Source organism: Paenibacillus sp. MABNR03, assembly GCF_050455445.1.
Taxonomy (GTDB): Bacteria; Bacillota; Bacilli; order Paenibacillales; family Paenibacillaceae; genus Paenibacillus; species Paenibacillus xylanilyticus.
Genome location: NZ_JBCIYR010000002.1, coordinates 1 through 22344, shown reverse-complemented (window position 1 = coordinate 22344; position 22344 = coordinate 1). Strand labels below are relative to the sequence as shown.

19 protein-coding genes, 1 rRNA gene and 1 riboswitch are annotated in these 22344 nt (G+C 50.2%); of the genes, 2 read left to right on the top strand and 18 right to left on the bottom strand.

Annotated elements, in window-relative coordinates:
- Nucleotides 1–94: 94 nt before the first annotated feature.
- The 16 genes from purH to AAIH57_RS08825 all read right to left on the bottom strand — a co-directional run bounded on the left by purH (nucleotide 95) and on the right by AAIH57_RS08825 (nucleotide 17838).
- Nucleotides 95–1642 (bottom strand): bifunctional phosphoribosylaminoimidazolecarboxamide formyltransferase/IMP cyclohydrolase, encoded by a 1548-nt coding sequence (purH, locus tag AAIH57_RS08900; RefSeq protein ID WP_430021369.1) that lies wholly within the window; start codon nucleotides 1640–1642, stop codon nucleotides 95–97.
- A 348-nt stretch (nucleotides 1643–1990) separates the two neighbouring features.
- Nucleotides 1991–2608: a phosphoribosylglycinamide formyltransferase gene (gene purN, locus AAIH57_RS08895; protein WP_430021368.1), complete on the bottom strand. Its 618-nt coding sequence runs from the start codon at nucleotides 2606–2608 to the stop codon at nucleotides 1991–1993.
- Complete coding sequence (gene purM / locus AAIH57_RS08890; RefSeq protein WP_430021367.1) at nucleotides 2608–3648, bottom strand: phosphoribosylformylglycinamidine cyclo-ligase; 1041 nt, start codon at nucleotides 3646–3648, stop codon at nucleotides 2608–2610. The genes purN and purM overlap by 1 nt, the downstream gene beginning before the upstream one ends.
- A gap of 190 nt (nucleotides 3649–3838) precedes the next feature.
- On the bottom strand, nucleotides 3839–4351 hold the full coding sequence (locus AAIH57_RS08885; protein ID WP_430021366.1) for a hypothetical protein: 513 nt from the start codon (nucleotides 4349–4351) through the stop codon (nucleotides 3839–3841).
- A gap of 278 nt (nucleotides 4352–4629) precedes the next feature.
- Nucleotides 4630–6108, bottom strand: coding sequence for an amidophosphoribosyltransferase (gene purF / locus AAIH57_RS08880; RefSeq protein ID WP_175394042.1), 1479 nt, complete (start codon nucleotides 6106–6108; stop codon nucleotides 4630–4632).
- A complete protein-coding gene (gene purL / locus AAIH57_RS08875; protein WP_175394041.1) occupies nucleotides 6093–8336 on the bottom strand; it encodes a phosphoribosylformylglycinamidine synthase subunit PurL in 2244 nt (747 codons plus the stop codon). The genes purF and purL overlap by 16 nt, the downstream gene beginning before the upstream one ends.
- Entirely contained in the window at nucleotides 8314–9003 is a 690-nt protein-coding gene (purQ, locus tag AAIH57_RS08870) for a phosphoribosylformylglycinamidine synthase subunit PurQ (protein WP_095288457.1), read from the bottom strand. Before purQ ends, purL begins: the two co-directional genes overlap by 23 nt.
- A 4-nt stretch (nucleotides 9004–9007) precedes the next feature.
- A complete protein-coding gene (purS, locus tag AAIH57_RS08865; RefSeq protein WP_175394040.1) occupies nucleotides 9008–9253 on the bottom strand; it encodes a phosphoribosylformylglycinamidine synthase subunit PurS in 246 nt (81 codons plus the stop codon).
- 523 nt (nucleotides 9254–9776) lie between these two features.
- Complete coding sequence (locus AAIH57_RS08860; protein ID WP_430021365.1) at nucleotides 9777–10649, bottom strand: phosphoribosylaminoimidazolesuccinocarboxamide synthase; 873 nt, start codon at nucleotides 10647–10649, stop codon at nucleotides 9777–9779.
- A gap of 231 nt (nucleotides 10650–10880) precedes the next feature.
- Nucleotides 10881–12179 carry an adenylosuccinate lyase gene (gene purB / locus AAIH57_RS08855; RefSeq protein WP_430021364.1) on the bottom strand — a complete coding sequence of 433 codons (1299 nt, stop codon included), beginning with the start codon at nucleotides 12177–12179 and terminating at the stop codon, nucleotides 10881–10883.
- A complete protein-coding gene (purK, locus tag AAIH57_RS08850; protein WP_430021363.1) occupies nucleotides 12176–13372 on the bottom strand; it encodes a 5-(carboxyamino)imidazole ribonucleotide synthase in 1197 nt (398 codons plus the stop codon). Before purK ends, purB begins: the two co-directional genes overlap by 4 nt.
- Nucleotides 13369–13854: a 5-(carboxyamino)imidazole ribonucleotide mutase gene (gene purE / locus AAIH57_RS08845; RefSeq protein WP_430021362.1), complete on the bottom strand. Its 486-nt coding sequence runs from the start codon at nucleotides 13852–13854 to the stop codon at nucleotides 13369–13371. Before purE ends, purK begins: the two co-directional genes overlap by 4 nt.
- Before the next feature lie 193 nt (nucleotides 13855–14047).
- A riboswitch (purine riboswitch) is annotated at nucleotides 14048–14149 on the bottom strand.
- 272 nt (nucleotides 14150–14421) lie between these two features.
- Nucleotides 14422–14856 (bottom strand): universal stress protein, encoded by a 435-nt coding sequence (locus AAIH57_RS08840; protein WP_175394037.1) that lies wholly within the window; start codon nucleotides 14854–14856, stop codon nucleotides 14422–14424.
- 152 nt (nucleotides 14857–15008) lie between these two features.
- Nucleotides 15009–15272, bottom strand: coding sequence for a DUF1294 domain-containing protein (locus AAIH57_RS08835; RefSeq protein ID WP_175394036.1), 264 nt, complete (start codon nucleotides 15270–15272; stop codon nucleotides 15009–15011).
- 129 nt (nucleotides 15273–15401) lie between these two features.
- Nucleotides 15402–15539, bottom strand: coding sequence for a hypothetical protein (locus AAIH57_RS08830; protein ID WP_167301682.1), 138 nt, complete (start codon nucleotides 15537–15539; stop codon nucleotides 15402–15404).
- 169 nt (nucleotides 15540–15708) lie between these two features.
- Nucleotides 15709–17838, bottom strand: a complete 2130-nt coding sequence (locus tag AAIH57_RS08825) for a DNA topoisomerase III (protein ID WP_430021361.1) — start codon at nucleotides 17836–17838, stop codon at nucleotides 15709–15711.
- A 352-nt stretch (nucleotides 17839–18190) separates the two neighbouring features.
- Here AAIH57_RS08825 and AAIH57_RS08820 point away from each other — a divergent pair, with 352 nt between their 5' ends.
- Nucleotides 18191–20125, top strand: coding sequence for an amidase family protein (locus AAIH57_RS08820; protein ID WP_430021360.1), 1935 nt, complete (start codon nucleotides 18191–18193; stop codon nucleotides 20123–20125).
- A 130-nt stretch (nucleotides 20126–20255) separates the two neighbouring features.
- Here AAIH57_RS08820 and AAIH57_RS08815 read toward each other — a convergent pair whose 3' ends face one another.
- Nucleotides 20256–21260, bottom strand: coding sequence for a ketoacyl-ACP synthase III (locus AAIH57_RS08815; protein WP_430021359.1), 1005 nt, complete (start codon nucleotides 21258–21260; stop codon nucleotides 20256–20258).
- A 305-nt stretch (nucleotides 21261–21565) separates the two neighbouring features.
- On the opposite strand from AAIH57_RS08815, the gene AAIH57_RS08810 reads away from it, so the two are divergent.
- A complete protein-coding gene (locus AAIH57_RS08810) occupies nucleotides 21566–22120 on the top strand; it encodes an NADPH-dependent FMN reductase (RefSeq protein ID WP_430021358.1) in 555 nt (184 codons plus the stop codon).
- A gap of 121 nt (nucleotides 22121–22241) precedes the next feature.
- Here the strand turns inward: AAIH57_RS08810 and rrf are convergent.
- Nucleotides 22242–22344 (bottom strand): 5S ribosomal RNA (gene rrf, locus AAIH57_RS08805); the annotation flags it as partial.

Sequence of the window (22344 nt, the reverse complement as noted above, 5' to 3'; positions counted from 1 at the left end):
GGATTCATTTCAGCATTCTTGTTCATTAGCTGAAAAAGAGGATGAACAAGCCTATTCGCTTGTTCATCGACGTGTGATGCTTTTGTTTTGACGCTTAGTGTTTGAAATGACGGACGCCTGTGAAGACCATCGCAATTCCGTACTCGTTAGCCACTTTGATGGACTCTTCGTCCTTAATGGAACCGCCTGGTTGGATAACAGCTGTAATTCCTGCCTTCGCTGCCAGTTCCAGCGTATCGCCCATCGGGAAGAATGCATCGGATGCCAGAATGGCACCTTTGGCTTGCTCGCCAGCTTGTTCAATGGCAATTTTGGCTGCACCAACGCGGTTCATTTGTCCGGCACCTACGCCTACCGTCATGTCATTCGCCGCAAGCACGATCGCATTAGACTTCACGTGTTTAACGACTTTCCATCCAAACAGCAGCTGTTTCAATTCTTCTTCGGAAGGCGCACGGTCCGTAACCACCTTCAGTTCACTCGCTTCAATGGAGTGCACATCGCTCTGTTGTACGATCATACCGCCATCAATAGATGTCACTACGAATTGGCTCTCCCGATTGCGAGCTGCGCTCAACTCGCCGGTTTTGAGCAAACGGATGTTTTTCTTCTTGGTCAGAATATCCAGTGCTTCTTGTGTAAAATCAGGAGCCAGCACGATTTCCAGGAAGATCTCACTCAGCTTGGCCGCTGTATCGCTGTCGATAATGCGGTTGGCTGCCACGATGCCACCAAAGATGGACGTTGGATCAGCAGCGTACGCTTTGCTGTAAGCTTCGTAGATGCTTTCGCCAATTCCCACACCGCAAGGATTCATGTGCTTAACGGCAACAACAGCAGGCTCTTCAAATTCTTTTACAATCTGCAATGCTGCGTTGGCATCGTTGATGTTATTGTAAGACAACTCTTTGCCGTGCAACTGCTCGGCTGTTGTCAACGTATCTTGGGCTGCAAGCGGTTTACGGTAAAATGCCGCCTGTTGGTGTGGATTTTCGCCATAGCGCAAATCCTGGAGTTTCTCGTAAGTCACAGTCAGACGCTCTGGCAGCGGATCGCCGTTCAGGTTGGAGAGATAATCAGAAATAACTGCATCGTAAGCCGCCGTATGACGGAAAACTTTTGCCGCAAGCCGTTTGCGTGTTTCCAGTGTGGTATCCCCACTGCTGCGGATTTCTTCCAACACTTTGCCATAATCTGCAGTATCTACAACGACACTAACAAAGGCATGGTTTTTGGCAGCGGAGCGAAGCATAGTTGGACCGCCGATATCGATGTTCTCGATCGCATCTTCGTACGTTACGTCCGGCTTTGCGATTGTATCCTGGAATGGATACAGGTTCACAACAACCAGATCAATATAACCCAGTCCATTCTCTTCCATCTGGCGTTTATGCTCTTCACTGTCACGAACCGCCAGCAAACCGCCATGAACTGCCGGATGCAGGGTTTTGACACGCCCGTCCATAATTTCCGGAAAGCCAGTCACATCCGAAATACCGATGACGGGCACGCCCTCCTTCGACAGCAGGCTGCTTGTACCTCCTGTCGAAATAATCTCCACTCCCATTTGCGACAGCTCGCGGCAAAAGTCCACGATGCCTGTTTTATCCCATACGCTGACCAACGCTCTTTTGATACTCACAATATGCTCCTCCTTTAATGTCCCATGGCCCCGCGTTTCATGACGAAACACAGCCGATTTATTTCCCGAGAAATATCACAAAATGCGTACCAATTTTCGACTTCTGTTATATAAGTTGAACCAAGATGTTTACACGGGACACTCCGATGACAGAACAACCTTCCAATCGTTGCTATCCTCTCGTTGCTATCCTCAGATTTTTTGATTCCCTTTTCTTAAAGGGAAAATCCGGTGATAAAGCGTATGCTTACGATGCAGCTTTCTTTCAGAAAGCTTTTAGGCGAACGCTTCGCTTTTTCAGGTTTTTTCTGTCCTCTCCGTTAATGTGTAAACGTAGTCCACCTTATATCAATCCGGTTTCCGAACCGTAACCTGACGGCCTTCCAACTTGACCAATCCCTGAGCGAACCAGGAAACAACTTCTGGATACAACTGCTGTTCTGCAGCATGAATGGAGCGGCTGATCGATTCAGCCGTATCCTCAGGCAGAATAGGTACCGGATGCTGAGCAATAATTGGCCCAGTGTCCATCCCGCCATCCACAAAGTGCACCGTTACCCCGGTAACTTTAACGCCATAGTCCAACGCCTGACCGATCGCATCCTTGCCTGCGAATGCTGGCAGCAAGGACGGATGAATATTAATCAACCGTCCTGCATACCGATCCACTACGACAGAAGTCAGCAATCTCATGTATCCGGCAAGGACAACCAGATCAATGTTTTTGGATTCAAGCACTTCTACGATCTCGGCCTCGTAGGCCTCCCGGGAATCATAATTTTTCGGGGTGAACAGATGACAATCCACGCCTGCATCCTGGGCCCGCTGCACAACGCGTGCAGCCGGCTTGTCGCATACCAGCAGATCTACGGATGCATCCAGTCCTCCGTTCCGTGCTGCATCCACCAATGCCTGAAAGTTTGACCCTTCACCAGAGGCAAATACGGCAATCCGGTAGTTCGCCATTAAACATCCGCTCCCGTGAAGGTTACTCGTGCATCTCCTTCAGTCACACGTCCAATGATGTACGCTTCTTCGCCAGAAGCTTTTAACTGCGCCAGAGCTTCACTTGCGTCTGCTTCGTTCACGACCAGTACAAGCCCAATCCCCATGTTAAACGTGGTGAACATATCGCGGTTCGAGACCGATCCTTTCTCCTGCAGCAGGTTGAAGATCGGCAGGATCGGCCATGAACCGTAATCAATATCTACATTGACGCTGCCAGGCAGCATCCGCGGAATGTTCTCGATGAAGCCTCCACCCGTGATGTGTGCCATGCCTTTTACGTTGACCTTTTCCAGCAAGGAGAGGAGTGGTTTCACATAGATCTTTGTTGGCTCCAGAAGTGCATCACCCAGCTTGCCGCTCAGTTCGGCTACTTCATCATGCAGGTTCAACCCGGCTTCCTCCAACAAAAGTCTGCGTACCAGCGAGAATCCGTTGCTGTGAACACCGCTGGAAGCCAGTCCAATCACTGTGTCGCCTGGAGAGATGGTCGTACCGTTGATGATTTTGGCTTTGTCCACGATCCCCACCGTAAATCCGGCAATATCGTATTCCCCTTCGCTGTACATGCCCGGCATCTCAGCCGTCTCGCCGCCGATCAGCGCACAACCGGACTGGTGACATCCTTCAGCAATTCCGGCAACGATAGCTTCGATCTTCTCGGGGATGACTTTGTCACATGCCAGGTAGTCGAGGAAAAAGAGCGGCTCAGCGCCCTGCACCACAATGTCGTTCACACACATGGCCACGGCGTCGATTCCAATGGTATCGTGACGGTCCATGGCAAACGCGATTTTCAGCTTGGTTCCTACGCCGTCAGTACCGGAGACGAGTACCGGCTCATCATATTTATCTTTGTTCAAACCGAACAGGGCTCCGAATCCACCCAGATCTGTCATCACTTCCGGACGGAAGGTACGCTTCACGTGTTTTTTCATCCGTTCAACCGCTTCATTACCTGCCGCGATATCGACGCCGGCCTTTTTATATGCTTCTGACAAGTGGAATCACTCCTCAATGATTTTCGCCCCTCCTAAATCCTCCCACCCGGGAGGACCCCAAAGGACCTTGGCAGGCCCTCTGGACACCCGCCAAACAAGCGGTGCTGAGGTGGCTGGTATGATCTTGCTATGGTTGGTTCGTTCATGTGCTCGCGTGTTTGTTCGCCATGCCGCTGGCTTTTAGCCGCGCCTAGGCGAACCACGCTTGACTGCACTGCGGGGCAAGCCCGCTTGGGCAGCTGCTTCGCCTTGCTGCCTGTGCCCCTGTTGCTCCGCAAGGCGGGGCTATGGGCTTGGGCGGTGCTCGGCGGCTGCTGCTTCGCCTTGCTGCCTGTGCCCCTGTTGCTCCGCAAGGCGGGGCTGAAGGGCTCGGGCAGGGCCCGGTGGCTGCTGCTTTGCACCGCTGCCTGAGCCCCTGTTGCTCCGCAAGGCGGGGCTGAAGGGCTCGGGCGGGGCCCGGTGGCTGCTGCTTTGCACCGCTGCTTGAGCCCCTGTTGCTTCGCAAGGCGGGGCTAAGGGCTCGGGCGGGGCCCGGTGGCAGCTGCTTTGCACCGCTGCCTGAGCCCCTGTTGCTTCGCAAGGCGGGGCTTAAGGGCTCGGGCAATGCCCGGTGGCTGCTGCTTCGCTCCGCTGCCTGGCCCCTGTTGCTCCGCAAGGCGGGGCTTAAGGGCTCGGGCAGGGCCCGTTGGCAGCTGCTTTGCACAGCTGCCTGAGCCCCTGTTGCTCCGCAAGGCGGGGCTTAAGGGCTCGGGCAATGCCCGGTGGCTGCTGCTTTGCACCGCTGCCTGAGCCCATGTTGCTCCGCAAGGCGGGGCTTAAGGGCTCGGGCGATGCCCGGGGCAGCTGCTTCGCCTTGCTGCCTGAGCCCCTGTTGCTCCGCAAGGCGGGGCTGAAGGGCTCGGGCGGGGCTCGGCGGCTGCTGATTCGCTCCGCTGCTTGGCCCCTGTTGCTCCGCAAGGCGGGGCTATGGGCTTGGGCTTCTTAACAGCTGCAGCCGAATTTCTCTTCGCCGCCGAAGTCGAGGTTGGTTGGGTAATCATTATCGAAACATGCGAGGCAGAGCCCGCCTTTATAGTCATCCTGATTGTCTCCCTGAATCGATGCAATCAGTCCATCGGGACTGAGAAAAGCCAGGGAGTCCGCGTTGATCTCACGACAAATCTCTTCCACCGACAGCTGTGAGGCGATAAGTTCGCGGCTGTCGGGCGTATCGATGCCGTAGAAACACGGGTTTTTGAACGGCGGCGACGTTATTCGTACGTGTACTTCGGTTGCTCCGGCATCACGCAGCATGTTCACGATCCGGCGGGATGTCGTACCCCGTACAATGGAATCATCAATCATGACAACGCGTTTGCCTTCAACCACACGGCGCACGGCGCTCAGCTTCATCTTCACGCCCTGCTCACGCAATTCCTGACTTGGCTGGATAAACGTACGTCCGGTGTATTTGTTCTTGATCATGCCCATCTCATATGGGATACCAGTTTGCTCAGCATATCCAATTGCCGCGGAAATACTGGAGTCCGGTACACCTGTGACCAGATCGGCATCCACAAATGATTCGATCGCCATGCGTCCACCCATCCGCTTACGAGCAGCATGCTGATTGGCACCATTCATATCACTATCCGGACGGGCAAAATAAATATATTCCATCGCACACAGCGCCTTGCGGTGTTTGTGATGATCGAAGCGGTCTTCATGCAAACCATCTGCGTCCAATACCAGCAGTTCACCCGGTTCAATATCGCGGATCAATTCCGCGCCGATCGTTTCAAGCGCACAAGTCTCGGATGCGAACAGATACGCATCCCCCAATTTGCCCATCGTCAGCGGACGCAGACCATGGGGATCAGAAGCAACGAGCAGCTTGTCATTGGTCATGATCAGAAACGCATAACCACCGACAATACGCTGGAATGCATCCTTAGCAGCTTCCACCAAACCCTTCGATGAACGTGCAATCAAATGCGCGATGACCTCCGTATCACTTGTTGTCTGGAAGATCGATCCGCTCTGTTCCAGTTCACGACGGATGGTTGGTGCATTCACGATATTCCCGTTGGTTGCTACGGCCAGATCTCCGTCACGATATTTGAAAACCAAAGGCTGAGCGTTTGTCAGTTTACTGTCACCGCTTGTGGAATACCGAACGTGACCTATGGAAATATCACCGGACAGGGTCTGCATCAGATCTTTGGTGAACACTTCCTTCACCAGACCCATACCGCGATGATAGTGGAATTCATTGCCGTCACTTACACACATGCCTGCACTTTCTTCGCCTCGATGCTGCAGGGCGTGCAAACCATAATAGGAGAGCGATGCAGCGTCAGGGTGTTTGAACACCCCGAACACTCCGCATTCTTCCTTCAATTTGTCGAGTCCTTCCTTGCCGGACCCTTCGTTATAATAATCGCCTGTCCACCACTGTCCTGTCGTCAGTTCATGAGACATGGAATCGCATCCTCCCAGACCTGAGCCAAACCTCCTACAGGTTCGTTCACGGCTGATGTTCCGTTCAATTCAATCGTCAAGTTACTTCCTTCTACACGTCCAATCACAGCTACAGGTACCCCGCGCTCACGTACAAACGCTTCAAGTTGGCCCGCTTGCTCCGGCGAAGCCGACAGCAGGATACGGGACTGGCTCTCACTAAAGAGTGCATGATCTGCACGCAGTGCAGTTTCCACATTGACCTGTGCACCCACGTTGCCGCTGATGCAGGATTCTGCCAATGCCACAGCCAGACCGCCTTCAGACAAGTCATGTGCCGAGCGAACAAGTCCGGATTGGATGGCTTCCAGCACGGTGCTGAGCAACGCTTTTTCGGTTTGCAAATTCAGCTCTGGCGGACGGCCTTCCGTTTTGCCATGAACCGCGTATTGCAGCTCGCTGCCGCCCAGCTCAGCTTTGGTCTCACCGAGGAGGATAATGACATCGCCTTCGGATTTGAATCCTTGTGTCGTGATATGATCCGTGTCATGAACGAGACCTACCATACCGACCACTGGCGTTGGATAGATCGAGCCTTTGGCGTTTTCGTTATACAAACTCACGTTACCACCAATAACCGGTGTATCCAGCACGCGGCAAGCTTCTGCCATACCGTCTACCGCTTTTTCCATCTGCCAGAAGATATCCGGCTTCTCCGGGTTACCAAAGTTCAGGTTGTCCGTAATCGCCAGCGGCTCTGCACCGGAACATACAATGTTACGCGCTGCTTCACTCACGGCAATCCGTCCGCCTACTTCAGGATCCAGATAGACATAACGTCCGTTACAGTCCGTTGTCATCGCCAGACCTTTGCGAGTTCCGCGAATGGTAATAACCGCTGCATCCGAGCCTGGACGAACTGCAGTGCTGGTACGCACCATATAATCGTATTGATCGTAAACCCACTTTTTGCTTGCTACCGTAGGCGAAGCCAACACCTGTTTCAGCGCGCCGCCGAGATCCGACACTTCATCGTAACGCAGGGTGTCGATTGAAGCGCTTTGCTCGTAGTAAGCCGGTACCGAAGATGGCTTGTTGTACACCGGACACTCGTCCACCAGTGCTGTAACTGGCATGTCACCAACCACTTCGCCGTGGTGATACAGCTTCAGACGTCCGTCATCGGTAACTTTACCGACTTTTGCACAGATGACGCCCCAACGTTCAAAAATCTCCATGGCCTGCGCCTCATCCTTCGGCTCAACAACGAACAGCATCCGTTCCTGGGACTCGGACAGCATCATCTCATAAGGCGTCATGCCTTCTTCACGCTGTGGTACCTGATCCAGATACAATTCCAGACCATTACCCGCTTTACTTGCCATCTCTGCACTGGAGCACGTCAGGCCTGCTGCACCCATATCCTGAATACCAAGCACGATCCCTGTGTCGATCAGTTCCAGACAGGATTCCATCACGAGTTTTTCCATGAATGGGTCACCGACTTGAACCGCTGTCTTCTTGGATTCGGATTCTTCCGTCAGTTCTACCGATGCAAACGTTGCGCCGTGAATTCCGTCGCGGCCAGTTGGAGGACCAACGTAGTACACCGGGTTTCCTACGCCCTTGGCTACACCGCGCTGGATTTTGTCATGATCGATCAAGCCTACGCACATTGCATTTACAAGTGGGTTGCCTTCATAACTTTCGTCGAACATAACTTCCCCGGCTACCGTTGGAATACCGATACAGTTACCATAACCGGCAATACCGGAAACGACATGTTCAAACAGATATTTCACGCGGTCACTCTCCAGCTTGCCGAAACGAAGCGAGTTCAGCAGGGCTACCGGTCTGGCACCCATGGAGAAAATATCACGAATGATGCCGCCCACACCTGTTGCCGCACCTTGGTAAGGCTCAACCGCGGAAGGGTGGTTATGGCTTTCAATTTTGAATACAACCGCCTGGTTGTCACCGATATCCACGATCCCGGCACCTTCACCCGGTCCCATCAGGACACGTGGTCCACTGGTTGGGAAACGGCGCAACAACGGCTTGGAGTTTTTGTACGCACAGTGCTCGGACCACATGACACTAAATACACCGATTTCCGTGTAATTCGGCTTGCGTCCCATGAATTCACAGATCAGCTCATACTCGCTGTCCGACACGCCCATTTGTGCGTAAAGTTTATGTTCTGCGACCTGTTCTGCTGTCGGTTCCTTAGCGGATAGCTGCTGCGTCATGCCGATCCCTCCATGCTTTCAAAATAGATGTAAACATACGTTTGCCGTCTTCCGAGCCCAGCAGTGAGTCAACCGCGCGCTCCGGATGCGGCATCATGCCAACCACGTTTCCGCCCTCATTACAGATTCCTGCGATATCCCCCAGGGAACCGTTCGGGTTGCTTCCATACGTAAATACGATCTGGTTGTTCGCCTGCAAACTCGCCAGCGTCTCCTCGTCGCAGTAATAGTTTCCTTCACCGTGAGCAATCGGGATGATAATTTCTTCCCCTGGTGCATAGTCACGTGTAAATGGTGTATCTGCATTTGTCACTTTCAATACCGTATCGTGACAACGGAATTTCAGTGACATATTGCGGATTAATGCCCCCGGAAGCAGTCCCGCTTCGGTCAGGATCTGGAATCCGTTGCAGATACCGAGAATATATTTGCCTTGTTCAGCAGCTTTGGCTACCTCATTCATTACTGGTGCGAAGCGGGAAATCGCCCCACAGCGCAAGTAGTCTCCATAGGAGAAACCACCCGGAACCAGGATACAATCATACGCTGAGAGATCCGTCGCCGTGTGCCATACATAATCAACCTCTTGCCCAATGGCATCTTCTACTGCTTTGTAACAGTCAATATCGCAGTTGGAGCCAGGAAACACAAGAACTGCAAATTTCATGGGATTAACCCTCCAATTCGTAGCGGTAATCTTCAACAACGGTGTTGGCCAGCAGCTTCTCGCACATCACAGTCAAACGTTTTTCCGCTTCTTCACGATCTGTCGTATCCAGGGTCAGTTCCATGACTTTACCGATCCGTACACTTTCCACTTCATTGAATCCCATCGAGTGCAGGGCGCCTTGAACGGCAACTCCTTGCGGGTCGAGTACGCTTTGCTTAATAGTGACATAGACGGTTGCTTTGATCATGATCCTTATGTTCCTCCTCAGTAATGAACGGAATAAATGCTTTATGCTGTTAAAAAAGTGGTTTGGGAGCTTGCTTCGGGGCGGATTGTTCTTCCGGTCGCTGTTGTCCCCAGGTTTTTCTGATTATTTTGAACCGCTGTGCGGTCAAAACCTGAGGACAAAGGCGAACGCTAACGCTCCTTTAAGAACAATTCCGCCCCTTCGCTAGTCCATGCGACGTTTTTAAAGGCCTAAACCTTTACGTTGCACGGTGTGTAATGGTCGAGACTGACCACTACGTGAAGCTACATTAGTAACTATACTGTTTTACTATTTTTAGACTTCCTGTTCGATAGAAGTCTTGGTTTACATTGCCTCATCCCCCAGTTTGACACTGGCGGAGGGAAAGATTTGAGCTGGAGAAGCGAAGCGGTCGCCTTTGCAACCGGAATGTATCCTTTTGAAAAAAAGGATTTCAATCTAAACATTCTGGGGGCAACAGCGATCGAAAGCCAAACTTTCCCGTAGCTTATCTCAAACGTTATTATTTCGTTAAACGATTATAAATATCGACGTATCTTGCTGTTGTTGCCTCCACCACCGCTTGTGGCAGCGGATCGGGCTTACTGTTCTTGTCCCAATCGGATCCTGCCAGATAGGTGCGCACCGGTTCTTTGTCCATGCTGTCGATCTCGATGTCGAGTGCGTAATTTTCTTTGGCCCAGAAGCGCGAAGCATCCGGGGTGAAAATTTCGTCGATCAGGATAACCTTGCCATCCACGATACCAAACTCAAATTTGCAGTCTGCGAGGATGATCCCACGCTGGTTACAGTAATCCCGAGCGAATTCATACAGACGCAGGCTTTTTTCCTGAAGCTCCATTGCCAGCGTATCCCCAACCAGTTCTTTCATGCGGTCCATCGGGATGTCTTCGTCATGACCTACATCATTTTTGGCTGCCGGGGTGAAGATGGGACTTTCGAGCTTGGCGTTTTTGCGAAGTCCTTCCGGCAGTTGGATGCCGTTGACCTCTCCGCTCTTCTCATACTGTCTCCATCCGCCTCCGGTAATGTATCCACGCACTACACATTCGATATCAATGCGTTCGGCCTTGCGGGTCACCATAATCCGATCTTTCAGAAGTTCCGGGTCCACAATCAGGTCACCCAATCGGTTCACGTCCGTGTGCACCACATGGTTGTCCATCATGTCCCTCGTCAGTTCAAACCAGAAGCTGCTGAGTTTATTCAGCACATTGCCTTTCTCGGGAACCGCCGGGTCCAGCACGTAGTCAAAAGCCGAAATTCGGTCCGTGACCACGATCAGAAAATATTCCCCCAGGTCGTACAATTCACGTACTTTTCCTTTATATAACAGAGGTGCTTTAACGAGATCTGCCGCTGTGGACAGTGCCATGGAGGCTCACCTTCTTTCAGGAGATATAAAATATAAGTTCAATTCCCCTCATCACGCTAACCACTCCGAATTCAGAACAACCTTTCGATCGCTGTTACCCCCGGATTTTTTGATTCTACTTTTTCCAAAGTGAAAATCCGGGGATAAAGGCGACCGCTTCGCTTCTCCAGGTTTGTTCTGCCTTCTCCGTTCCCGCGTGAACACATAACAGACTAATATTTAAGGAGGTAATTAGTCGGTCAAGCCAAGCTTTTTGAAGATCGTGTCCACGTGCTTCAGGTGCCAGGACGGGTTGAACGCGTCTTCGATTTCTTTATCGCTCAGCACTTCCGTGATTTCCGGTGTAGCTTTCACGATATCCTTGAACTGGCGCTGTTCTTCCCATGCCTGCATGGCACGTGGTTGAACGGTATCATACGCTTGTTCACGGCTGAAGCCTTTGTCGATCAGTTTGGTCAGCACACGGCCCGAGAATGGCACACCGTATGTGCGCTCCATGTTGCGTTTCATGTTCTCAGGGAATACCGTCAGGTTTTTCACAATGTTACCGAAACGGTTCAGCATGTAGTTCAGCAGCATCGTTGCATCCGGGAGGATGACACGTTCTACGGAAGAGTGCGAGATATCGCGTTCATGCCACAGGGTTACGTTTTCGTATGCCGACACCATATGTCCACGAATGACGCGGGACAGACCGGAGATGTTTTCGCTACCGATTGGGTTACGCTTGTGCGGCATCGCGGATGATCCCTTTTGACCTTTGGCAAATGCCTCTTCCACTTCACGGAATTCACTCTTTTGCAGTGCACGAACTTCAGTAGCGAACTTGTCCAGGGATGTTGCAATCAATGCCAGTGTGGCCATGTATTCCGCATGACGGTCACGCTGCAGGGTTTGCGTGGAGATCGGTGCAGGCTTCGTGCCCAGCTTCTCGCAGACGAATTCTTCTACAAACGGATCGATGTTCGCATAAGTTCCTACCGCACCCGAGATTTTACCGTACTGCACGTTGTCTGCCGCATGGCGGAAACGTTCCAGGTTCCGTTTCATCTCTTCATGCCACAAAGCCATTTTTAAACCAAAGGTTGTTGGCTCGGCATGCACCCCGTGTGTACGACCCATCATCGGTGTGTGCTGGTAAGCCAGTGCTTTGTCACGCAGGATTTCGATAAAATTCACGATGTCGCGTTCCAGAATCTCATTCGCCTGACGCAATACATAACCCAGAGCCGTATCTACGACATCCGTGGAGGTCAGTCCGTAATGCACCCATTTCCGCTCCGCACCCAGACTTTCGGATACTGTACGTGTGAAAGCAATAACATCATGACGTGTTTCCTGCTCGATTTCATAGATGCGGTCGATATCAAAAGAAGCGTTTTGGCGAAGCAATGCTGCTTCTTCCTTAGGGATAACACCGAGTTCCGCCCATGCTTCACATGCACAAATTTCAACTTCCAACCAGGACTTGAATTTATTTTCCTCCGTCCAGATGGCTCTCATTTCGGGTCTGCTATAACGTTCGATCATGAATTTGTATTCCTCCAGATATTAGTTTGTTCAATCCATTGCAATGCTTCTTCAACATCCTGACAGAGCAGATTGACATGCCCCATTTTCCGTCCTGTTTTCGCTTCGGCTTTGCCATATATATGAAGCTTGGGAATGACACCAAGTTCCATCGCTTCGATATCAGGTTGACCCGTTCTTGCGATGATTCCTTCCAGATGTTCTCCAAGCACATTGACCATAACGACCGGACTTAACAGTGTAGTGTCTCCAAGCGGCAATCCGCAGATGGCACGAATGTGCTGCTCGAATTGTGAGGTCGCACAGGCTTCCATCGTGTAATGACCGGAATTATGCGGCCTTGGAGCCAGCTCGTTCACATACAGTCTTCCATCTGCCGCAACAAACAGCTCAACCGCCAGCAATCCAACCGCCTGCAAGGATTCGGCCACAGCCGCTGCGAGCTTCTGTGCTTCGATCTGTATATTCGTAGCCACTCTTGCCGGAATGATCGATGCATGCAAAATGTTATTCACATGAATGTTCTCCGCCGGTGGGAATGTCTTGATCTCCCCATTAGTACTTCGTGCAACGACAACGGAGATTTCGCATTCAAACTTGATAAATTGCTCCAGCACCAGTTCCGCTCCGGTAGCTGCAAGCTCATCATAAGCCGATGCTGCCTGGCTTGCATCCCGGATGACCCGCTGGCCTTTGCCATCGTACCCTCCGGTTACTGTCTTCAGTACACAAGGTACACCAAGTTCGCTTACAGCGGCTTGCATGGTATCTTTGCTTGTAATTTCCCGATAAGGCGCCACTCTTACGCCTGCAGCTTCAATGGCCCGTTTCTCACGCAACCGATGCTGGGTGGTATACAATAACGCACTTCCTTGCGGTACATAGGATTCACGTTCCAGCAAGCCCGCAACACCTGCATCCACATTTTCAAATTCATACGTAATCACATCACACTGACGGGCCAGCTCAAGTGCTGCAGCTTCATCGTCATATGCCGCCTCAATCTGACGGGCTACCTGTCCACAAGGTGAATCCGTCGCCGGATCCAGCGTGACAAAACGGTATCCCATCGCAGTCCCGGCTAACGTCAGCATTCGTCCAAGCTGTCCGCCTCCCAGAATTCCAATGGTCGTTTTCCCTGGCAGCAGGACGCGTTCAGCCATCCCGGCAGCATTCAATTCCGTTTTACTCATAGCTCATCACTGCTTTCCAGTACTTCACGTTTGATATGCTCTCTGCGAGCTTCGCAGCGATTCCGGACATCCTCATCGAAGGCGCCGATCATCTGGGCCGCAAGCAGCCCCGCATTGGTTGCTCCTGCCTTCCCGATGGCTACTGTTGCAACAGGGATTCCACCAGGCATTTGAACAATAGATAACAGGGAATCGAGACCATTCAATGCCTTGGACTGCACAGGTACTCCGATTACCGGAAGCATCGTTTTGGAAGCAACCATACCTGGAAGATGTGCTGCTCCGCCTGCACCTGCAATGATAACCTTGAATCCACGCTCGGTGGCCTGCTCGGCATATTCAAACATCAGATCTGGTGTGCGATGCGCGGATACGACCTTTTTTTCATACCCAATCTCCAGTTCGTCCAGCACCTCGCACGCATGCTTCATCGTTTCCCAATCCGACTTGCTGCCCATAATTACAGCGACCTGCACTGACATGAATACATCCAACTCCCGTCTGAGCTTTTTTGATAGCAACATCACTTGCATAAATGCGTTTCCTCGTGAAATGAAAAAATCCGCTACCCGCGAAAACATCACATTTTCTCCGGACACCGGACTCCAAGAAATACGTATCCCGCATTTGGGCATGCCAAAAGGGGGCTTGCTGTCCGCATCCATATTCATGCGACTCTCAGCCGTATCTCCTCGTAGTCCGGAAATTTACGGTTTCCGGGTAGATACTTCCGGGCCTTATCCCCGGCGTTATACGAGCAAATATCTATTTCAATCCCACGACTCATTTCTGTTCAGCCGTGTACAGCTTTCGTTCCTACTCGACCTTATTCTTACCTGATCGACACATCTAACATTCTAACAATCCCCTACAGCTAATGTCAACTTAAAGACGAACATTTAACATATTGACAAATGTATTGTTCGTGATTGAGGCACTTTTCTTGGTTTGCATATCCATTTCATCCCATAAAAGAAAGCCGGCCTCTCTTCAGTTGATCGAAGACAGCCGGCTTCCCGCTACTATTTTAATACATACATGTATATTGCTTATTTCACGATCAGTACAGGAACTTGAGCATGCTGCACTACGTTATGACTGACACTGCCCAACACAAATTCACGAATGCCGCCAAGTCCACGACTTCCGATTACAATAACATCTGATCCATTTTCCTTAGCGTAATCAAGCAGTACTTCTGCTGCCGCTCCTTGAATCAGGTCCACGTTTGCCGTAACTCCCGCAGCTTTAACGCGTTCTTTGGCTTCATCCGTCGTCTGCACAGCCAAGTTGTAATAATCATTATTGAGTGATGGCGGCAGCGGCGCAAGCCCTTCCCCGATGAATACACGCGGGAAATCAAAGGCATGAATGACATCAATGACAGCATCCGGAGATACCTTAGCCAGCTCAATCGCACGATCCAGCGCCTTGTTTGAAGCTTTCGATCCGTCGTAAGCCACTAATATTTTAGAGAATAACATGTAAATCCCGTCCCTTCCTTATATGTAGAAACTCCGAAGCCAAATGCTCCGGTCTGACATAAAAACAAATACAGAACCATGTAACCCTATAAACGTTATCAAGCCGATATGAACCAATTACCTCATGTTGCAGCAGGCAGCACCTCTATGTTCTATTTCAGAAAATACCCATAAATGACGGCATTCAGAAACAATAGAAGTGGAATTCCGATGGTGAAGCTCGGATGTTTGGTTTTGTGCCGTTTCCGGTACATCGCGATCCAAACCCCAAGTGCACCTCCAATAAAAGCAAGCAGGAATAACGTCCGTTCGGGTGTACGGTCACGACGTCGCTGCGCCCGCTTTTTGTCATCTGACATCACCAGATAACCTACCACGTTGATAAATATAAACCACAATATGAGTCCAGTTTGCATATAATTCTAGCGGTCCCCCTATCCCGGGACATCTCCCTGTTCCTCCATTATAGTCCTCTGCAGGGACATGATCAACGCGAGAAGGGAGCCGCTAGAATAGATTAATCCATAATCAGTCCCATTAAGAACCTAGGATTCCTGTTTAGGAATACCGTTCAGGCTGGGAACTCTTTTGCCTGCCTTGGTTGGACGTGCTCCGATGCTTTCTTCCCGGATGCTGTCCTTGTTCTGCTGGTTATGAATTTTCTCTGGCTTGTTATGCGGCATCTGTGTCACCTCCTTGGCTTACGTTGCCTGAAAAGGAGGGATCTTATACAGCACCACGCGAAGCGGTTTAATTCACAAAACCTCACCAGTATCCACCTTTTGTTTATACCAACATGATGTTTAGGCAACGATTTCCCTGCAGGTACCCCACAGACCATACTCAGGGCAATTATTCCCCTTTTTTCTCCATGGCTGCCTTCAACAGATCACCGAGATTGGAGCCAATGGATTCCTGTTTGGCATACTGCTTGACCAGCTTTTGCTGTTCGCGTTTGTTCACGTGCTGCTTGTCTTTGTCCAAGGCTTCCGTGATGCCGCAAGGCAGACATTGCACATACAAGCCCGCTTTTCCTTCCTTCATTTCCATCTTCTTGTGACACTGCGGACAACGACGGTTGGATAACCGTTTCTCTGCCGAGCGGCGATAGCCACAATCCTCAGTGGGACATACGAGAAACTTGCCGCGCTTCCCTTTCTTCTCAAGCAAACGTGCATTACAATCCGGACAGTGACTATTGGACACGTTATGGGGTTTATACTCCGCCTTACTTCCTTTCACAGTGGAGACCAGCTCTTTTGCCATCGAACGTATACCATCCAGAAAAGGTCCCGGTTTCCCCTGTCCTCGGGCAATCCGTTCCAGTTCAGCCTCCCAGCGGGCTGTTAACTCCGGTGTGCGAAGCTGCGGTGCAGCCAGTTCGATCAGTTGCTTCCCTTTTCCCGTTGGATGCATGCTGTTTCCTTGACGATCAATGGTATCTGAGCTGACCAATTTCTCGATAATATCTGCTCGTGTAGCTGGTGTACCGAGTCCATGCTTCTCCATTTGAGCAAGCAGAGCTGCTTCAGTGTACCGTTTAGGCGGCATCGTTCTCCCGCTTTTAACATGACAACGCTGAACGGTAACCGACTGACCTTGCTGCACATCCGGCAAAAGAGCACGTCCATTGTCTGCTTGATCCTCCGTGCGTTCATCATCGTCATCACTGTAGTCTCCGCCATATACTTCGCGCCAGCCGCTGTCTTTTACCGTGGTTCCTTTGACATGAAAGGAATCATTGCCAACCTGAACGGTAATGGCTACCGAATCGTATTTTGCCGCTGGATAGAACAGACTGATAAAACGGCGAACGATCAGATCATACAGTTTACGCTCCTCTGGATTCAGCTGGTTGAGCAGCACGATCTGTTCCGTTGGAATGATGGCGTGGTGATCCGTTACCTTGCTATCATCAACGATGCGTTTAGTGATATTCAGATTTTTCCGCAGCAATGGACGCGCCAATGACGCATAGGGTCCGACTGCTACACTATCCAGTCTTTCTTTCAGCGTACCTGTCATGTCCGACGTCAGATAGCGGCTGTCCGTACGCGGATAAGTAACCAGCTTGTGCTGCTCATAGAGACGTTGAAGAACGTTGGAGGTCTGCTTGGCAGAGAAGCCATACTTGCGGTTAGCGTCACGCTGCAGCTCCGTCAGGTCATAGGCCAGTGGATGCGGCTCGACCTTTTCACTTTTTTTCACCTGAGCAATGGTCCCCTTACGTCCATCCACCCGGTTCTTCAATGCCTGGGTATCCTGACTATCGAAGATGCGAGAATCACCACCCGGGGCCCGCCACACGGCCTGAAACTCTCCAAAATCCGCAGTGAATGTCTCATATTCCTGTGAGCGGAATCCATTAATTTCATTTTCCCTGTCCATGATCATGCCTAGTGTGGGAGTCTGTACCCGCCCTGCAGACAACTGTGCATTAAATCGAACCGTCAGCGCCCGCGTCACATTAAGCCCAATCATCCAGTCTGCTTCTGCGCGACAGCGTGCCGATTCGTAGAGACGGTCAAACTGGCTCCCCGGTTTCAGTGAAGCAAATCCTTCCTTGATCGCCTTATCCGTCTGGGAAGAAATCCACAGTCGTTTGAAAGGCTTCTTCCACTGGGCCATCTGCATGATCCACCGTGCGAGCAATTCTCCCTCACGAGCGGCATCGGTTGCGATGACGAGTTCACCAACATCCTGGCGTTTCATGAGCTGCTGCACGGCCTTATATTGATGATTCGTCTCCCTCAACACCTTCAGTTTCGCCCGTTCAGGTAGGATCGGCAAATCCTCGAGATTCCAAGTGGCATACTTCTTGTCGTAATCCTCAGGTTCCGCCAGTCCCACCAGATGACCAAGCGCCCACGTTACAATATATTTAGGACCTTCCAAATAACTTTTATGTTTATCACGCGCGCCCATAACTCTGGCTATTTCGCGTGCCACAGACGGTTTCTCTGCGAGTACCAATGTTTTCACTTCACATCTCTTCCTTTCTTCTTACACCTTATGACCCTCGTTCTATCCTTTCATTATATCATTTCGTACTAAGCGTTTGCTGACGCGATCACGATAAACTATTTATCTGATTCCTTTCCCTAAATTTTTATATGTAATAAAACATGACACAAATATAGTTGATTAAATTTCTTCTGTGCACGGGATCAAGAGTATTTGAAAGAAACAACCATATTTATGCAGCTTGTATCCGTTTTTTTGGATAAATATGAGTGTTGTAAGAATACCTAACATATATTTAGAATGTGACAAAAGCATATCGATCAGTTTCACTAACACACATCATTTAAGACAGAGAAGGGAGCGTGGATGCATGACTTATCATGGATCTGTATTGAAAAAAAGTGGAGCCCTGTTACTGACGGGAGCAGTCGTCGTTACAACTTGGGGAGGAGCCGTACCATTGGCCTCAGCCGCAACGGCAGCGCCATCAAGTAAAACCACGGTCGCAGCAGTTTCTGCTGGCAAGGCTCCTGTCACTGCCGCCGCGTTTACAGAAGCCATGGAAGAAGCCGCTACACTTGCAGGTGTGCCTTTTTCAATGGACAAGCTCTCGGGCAAAACCATACAGCGTAAGGATGCAGCTCTAGCCCTCCAAACCTGGCTGAAGCTGGAGTCCACCACAGAGTCGTTCAAGGATGTACCAGACCAGTCCAGTTATGCAGGTGCCATCGGTGCCTTGAATGCCGCCGGATTAATGAAAGGATATACGGATTCCCTCTTCCTGCCTAACGCTGTTCTAACAGAAAATGATGTCTCCATATTGAAAGACCGCATTTATAACTACATCAAGCCAATTGTTCTGGAGGAAGCGACCATTACGGAACTTCAGGCTGCAATGACGCAAGGAAAGCTTACATCCAAGGAACTGGTTCAAATGTATTTGGATCGGATTGAAAAATTCGATGACCAGGGTGTTAGCATTAATGCAGTATTGACCTTGAATCCGGATGCACTCCAAATAGCTGAGACTTTGGACGAAGAACGTGCAGCCCAAGGATCACGTGGTCCTCTGCATGGTATTCCGGTACTTGTAAAAGACAACTTTGATACAAATGACATGCCTACCACTGCCGGTTGTATCTGTCTGAAAGATTCCGTACCTTCCCAGGATGCGGAACAGGTGAAGAAGCTCAAGGAAGCCGGTGCCATCATCCTGGGCAAAACAAACCTGCATGAATTTGCGTTCGGCATTACTACATCCAGTTCATTGGGTGGACAAACTCTGAACCCTTACGCACTGGATCACTATCCTGGTGGCTCCAGCGGTGGAACAGGGGCAGCCATTGCCTCCAACTTTGCCGCAGCCGGCATGGGTACAGACACAGGTGGATCGATCCGTATTCCATCCAGCTTCAACAGCCTTGTTGGTATCCGTCCAACAATCGGGTTGTCCAGCCGTGAAGGGATCATCCCGCTGGCACTGACTCAGGATGTGGGTGGCCCTATGGCTCGTACGGTTAGTGACGCAGCAATCATGCTGGACGCTACGGCGGGTTATGACAAAGATGATGTTGCTACAGCCTACGCCGTAGGCAAAATCCCGTCCAGCTATACCGATTTCCTGGATGTGAACGGCTTGAAAGGTGCACGTATCGGTGTGGCCGCAGAGCTCATCCCAAGCACCAAAGCGGAAGAGAAAGCAGTTGCTGATGTTATTAACAATGCAGTGGAAGAACTGAAGTCCCTCGGTGCAACCGCTGTACCAATCAGCATTCCGAACCTGGAAGAAATCAATAAGTATCCGAGCTTGAGCGGATATGAATTCAAGTTCCAACTCAACGACTATCTGGAGTCACTGGGTAATGAAGCACCATATCACAGCCTGTCGGAGATTATCGCTTCAGGAGAGTTTGACAAAACTCAAGAGCAATCCATGAAGGCTCGTGATGCACGGGAAACATTGGAGACAACCGAGTACAAAGACATCGTATTGAAGCGTACTCAGATTACGCGTGAATCACTGCTCAAAGTGATGGCAGACAATAACCTGGATGCCATCGTCTATCCTACTTCCACACAGGCTGCTGGTGTAATCGGTGAAGGCCAGAACTCGGGTGGAAATAACCGGTTAAGTCCTTTCTCCGGTTTCCCGGCGATCACCGTACCTGCTGGATTTACTACAGACGGTTTGCCTGTAGGCATCGAATTCCTGGGCCGTGCCTTTGATGAAGGTACATTGATCAAACTGGCCTATAGCTACGAGCAAGGCACACATCACCGCCAAGCTCCTAAACTTACACCATAACTCTTCACGTTGAAAAAAATGCATAAATACACAAAAAAGTACACTTACCTCAACATGAGAGGTGAGTGTACTTTTTGTATTACCAGTTAAAACAATCTGTGTTTTCCAATCCACTGCTCTGACATCTATGTTACTTCGTTAGATCCGAATCAGGAACTCTCCATTCCATCACAAGTCCAGCATAGGTTAGACCGCCTCCGAATCCGAACAAGGCGAGACGCTGCCCTTGCTTCACTTTTCCTTCATCCACGGCCAACTGAATCGCTAGAGGTATGGATGCGGCTGAAGTATTACCGCGATACTCCATGCTGGTCAGTGTACGCTCCAGCGGGACGGGACCACGCTCGCACACAGCCTCAATCATTCTCATGTTGGCGCTATGCGGCACGAACCAGTCAATCTGCTCAACCTGCAGTCCGGCTTTGGCAATGAGTTTTGGCAGCTGCTCGGGAATCAGCCGGACAGCCCATTTGTATACTTCTCGGCCGTTTTGCACAAGGCGTCCGTTCCCCTGAAGGGATACGCCATTCATTTCGGAGGAAAGCCCACTGCTATAGACATGTAAGCCGCCCTCACCCTGGGTTCCGGAAACCGCTGCGAGAGTATTCCCCTGTCCTTCTGTTCGCTCCAACAAAAACGCCCCTGCTCCATCGCCAAACAAAATGCATGTCGTACGATCGGTGTAATCAGTAATTTTCGATAATGTCTCTGCGCCAATCACCAGCACTTTGCGATACATACCGCTGGTAATCATGCTATCGGCCAACTGCAGTCCATAAACAAATCCTGCGCAGGCTGCGCTCAAATCAAGTGCCCCTGTCTGAGGAATGTTCAGTTGTGCTTGTACTCTGGATGCCGTGCTCGGAAAAGCATACTCCGGTGTACTTGTCGCCACCAGAATCATATCAACATCACGAACGCTAACACCGTATCGACGAATCATGTCTTCCACAGCTTTGACTGCCAGATCGGATACATACTGATCCTCAGCTGCAATACGCCGTTCTCTCATTCCAGTGCGCTGCACAATCCATTCATCATTGGTATCCACCATTTTTTCCAAATCAGCATTACTTAATATACGATCCGGTACATAAGTGCCCATGGCCGTAATCGTTGCTTTCGATTGAATCATACCGGTGATCACCTCGTTAGTTTTTTTACTATTATAGCACTAAGTATTAGTACTTGGTACTAAAATTTGATGAAAATTGATTTATCGTTGATTATTCCGTGGATAAATGTGAATCATTGCTGCCCTTCTAATCTTCATTACCTTACATTTGGCATGTAGATCGTATGAAGAAGGATAACCCCTTTTCTGTTTAATATGAAGAATGCCTTAAATAAAGCCATGACCTATAGACACTTCATTCGTTAAGGTGGACAATAAACAAATCGTTTAACATTACTGATAGATAGAGATGAGGATTTAACCATATGGAAAGAGACATTAACATCCTTGCGATTTCCGGAAGCCTGCGAAAACAATCCACGAACACCCTACTCATGCAGGCTATGATAGAACTTGCTCCCTCTGTTTTAAACTTCCAAGTATATAACCAGTTGAATGACCTCGCACACTTCAACCCGGATCTGGATGTAGATGACGGTCCAGTTGCTGTCCAACATTTAAGATCCCAATTGAAACAAGCAGACGGTGTCCTCGTCTGTACACCCGAGTACGGGAACGGTATCCCGGGCGTTTTAAAAAATGCATTAGACTGGATTGTATCTTCCGGAGAATGGATGAATAAACCTACAGTGGTCGTTGCAGCTTCTCCCAGCCCATTGGGCGGTGATAAAGCCCATGCTTCCATACTGCTAACTTTAAACATGATTAATGCTCATATTCTATATGACGCCTCATTTACAATTCCTCACATTACAATGAAAATGAACCAACAAGGTAAAGTCATCGACCCCGATACCAAAAAGGCATTACAAAATTCACTTTTACGCTTAACTGAAGTGCTTACTACCGAGAAGAAGTAATATACATGTTTCATTAAAAAAGCAGCCCGAAATGTTCTATCGGGCTGTTAAAAAATTATAATCAGTACTCACTCATAGTAAAATAAAAACCACCACCGAATATCATCGGCAGTGGTTCTTTGCTTGGCAACGTCCTACTCTCCCAGGACCCTTCGGTCCAAGTACCATCGGCGCTAGAGGGCTTAACGGTCGTGTTCGGGATGGGTACGTGTGGAACCCCTCCG

What these genes read in the sequence shown, in the direction of transcription:
- purS (WP_175394040.1), bottom strand. Translation starts at nt 9,253, where the DNA reads ATGATCAAAGCAACCGTCTATGTCACTATTAAGCAAAGCGTACTCGAC.
- purF (WP_175394042.1), bottom strand. Translation starts at nt 6,108, where the DNA reads ATGTCTCATGAACTGACGACAGGACAGTGGTGGACAGGCGATTATTAT.
- AAIH57_RS08835 (WP_175394036.1), bottom strand. Translation starts at nt 15,272, where the DNA reads ATGCAAACTGGACTCATATTGTGGTTTATATTTATCAACGTGGTAGGT.
- purN (WP_430021368.1), bottom strand. Translation starts at nt 2,608, where the DNA reads ATGGCGAACTACCGGATTGCCGTATTTGCCTCTGGTGAAGGGTCAAAC.
- AAIH57_RS08860 (WP_430021365.1), bottom strand. Translation starts at nt 10,649, where the DNA reads ATGGCACTGTCCACAGCGGCAGATCTCGTTAAAGCACCTCTGTTATAT.
- purL (WP_175394041.1), bottom strand. Translation starts at nt 8,336, where the DNA reads ATGACGCAGCAGCTATCCGCTAAGGAACCGACAGCAGAACAGGTCGCA.
- AAIH57_RS08840 (WP_175394037.1), bottom strand. Translation starts at nt 14,856, where the DNA reads ATGTTATTCTCTAAAATATTAGTGGCTTACGACGGATCGAAAGCTTCA.
- AAIH57_RS08810 (WP_430021358.1), top strand. Translation starts at nt 21,566, where the DNA reads ATGGAAAGAGACATTAACATCCTTGCGATTTCCGGAAGCCTGCGAAAA.
- AAIH57_RS08815 (WP_430021359.1), bottom strand. Translation starts at nt 21,260, where the DNA reads ATGATTCAATCGAAAGCAACGATTACGGCCATGGGCACTTATGTACCG.
- AAIH57_RS08830 (WP_167301682.1), bottom strand. Translation starts at nt 15,539, where the DNA reads ATGCCGCATAACAAGCCAGAGAAAATTCATAACCAGCAGAACAAGGAC.
- purK (WP_430021363.1), bottom strand. Translation starts at nt 13,372, where the DNA reads ATGAGTAAAACGGAATTGAATGCTGCCGGGATGGCTGAACGCGTCCTG.
- purQ (WP_095288457.1), bottom strand. Translation starts at nt 9,003, where the DNA reads ATGAAATTTGCAGTTCTTGTGTTTCCTGGCTCCAACTGCGATATTGAC.
- purE (WP_430021362.1), bottom strand. Translation starts at nt 13,854, where the DNA reads ATGTCAGTGCAGGTCGCTGTAATTATGGGCAGCAAGTCGGATTGGGAA.
- purB (WP_430021364.1), bottom strand. Translation starts at nt 12,179, where the DNA reads ATGATCGAACGTTATAGCAGACCCGAAATGAGAGCCATCTGGACGGAG.
- AAIH57_RS08820 (WP_430021360.1), top strand. Translation starts at nt 18,191, where the DNA reads ATGACTTATCATGGATCTGTATTGAAAAAAAGTGGAGCCCTGTTACTG.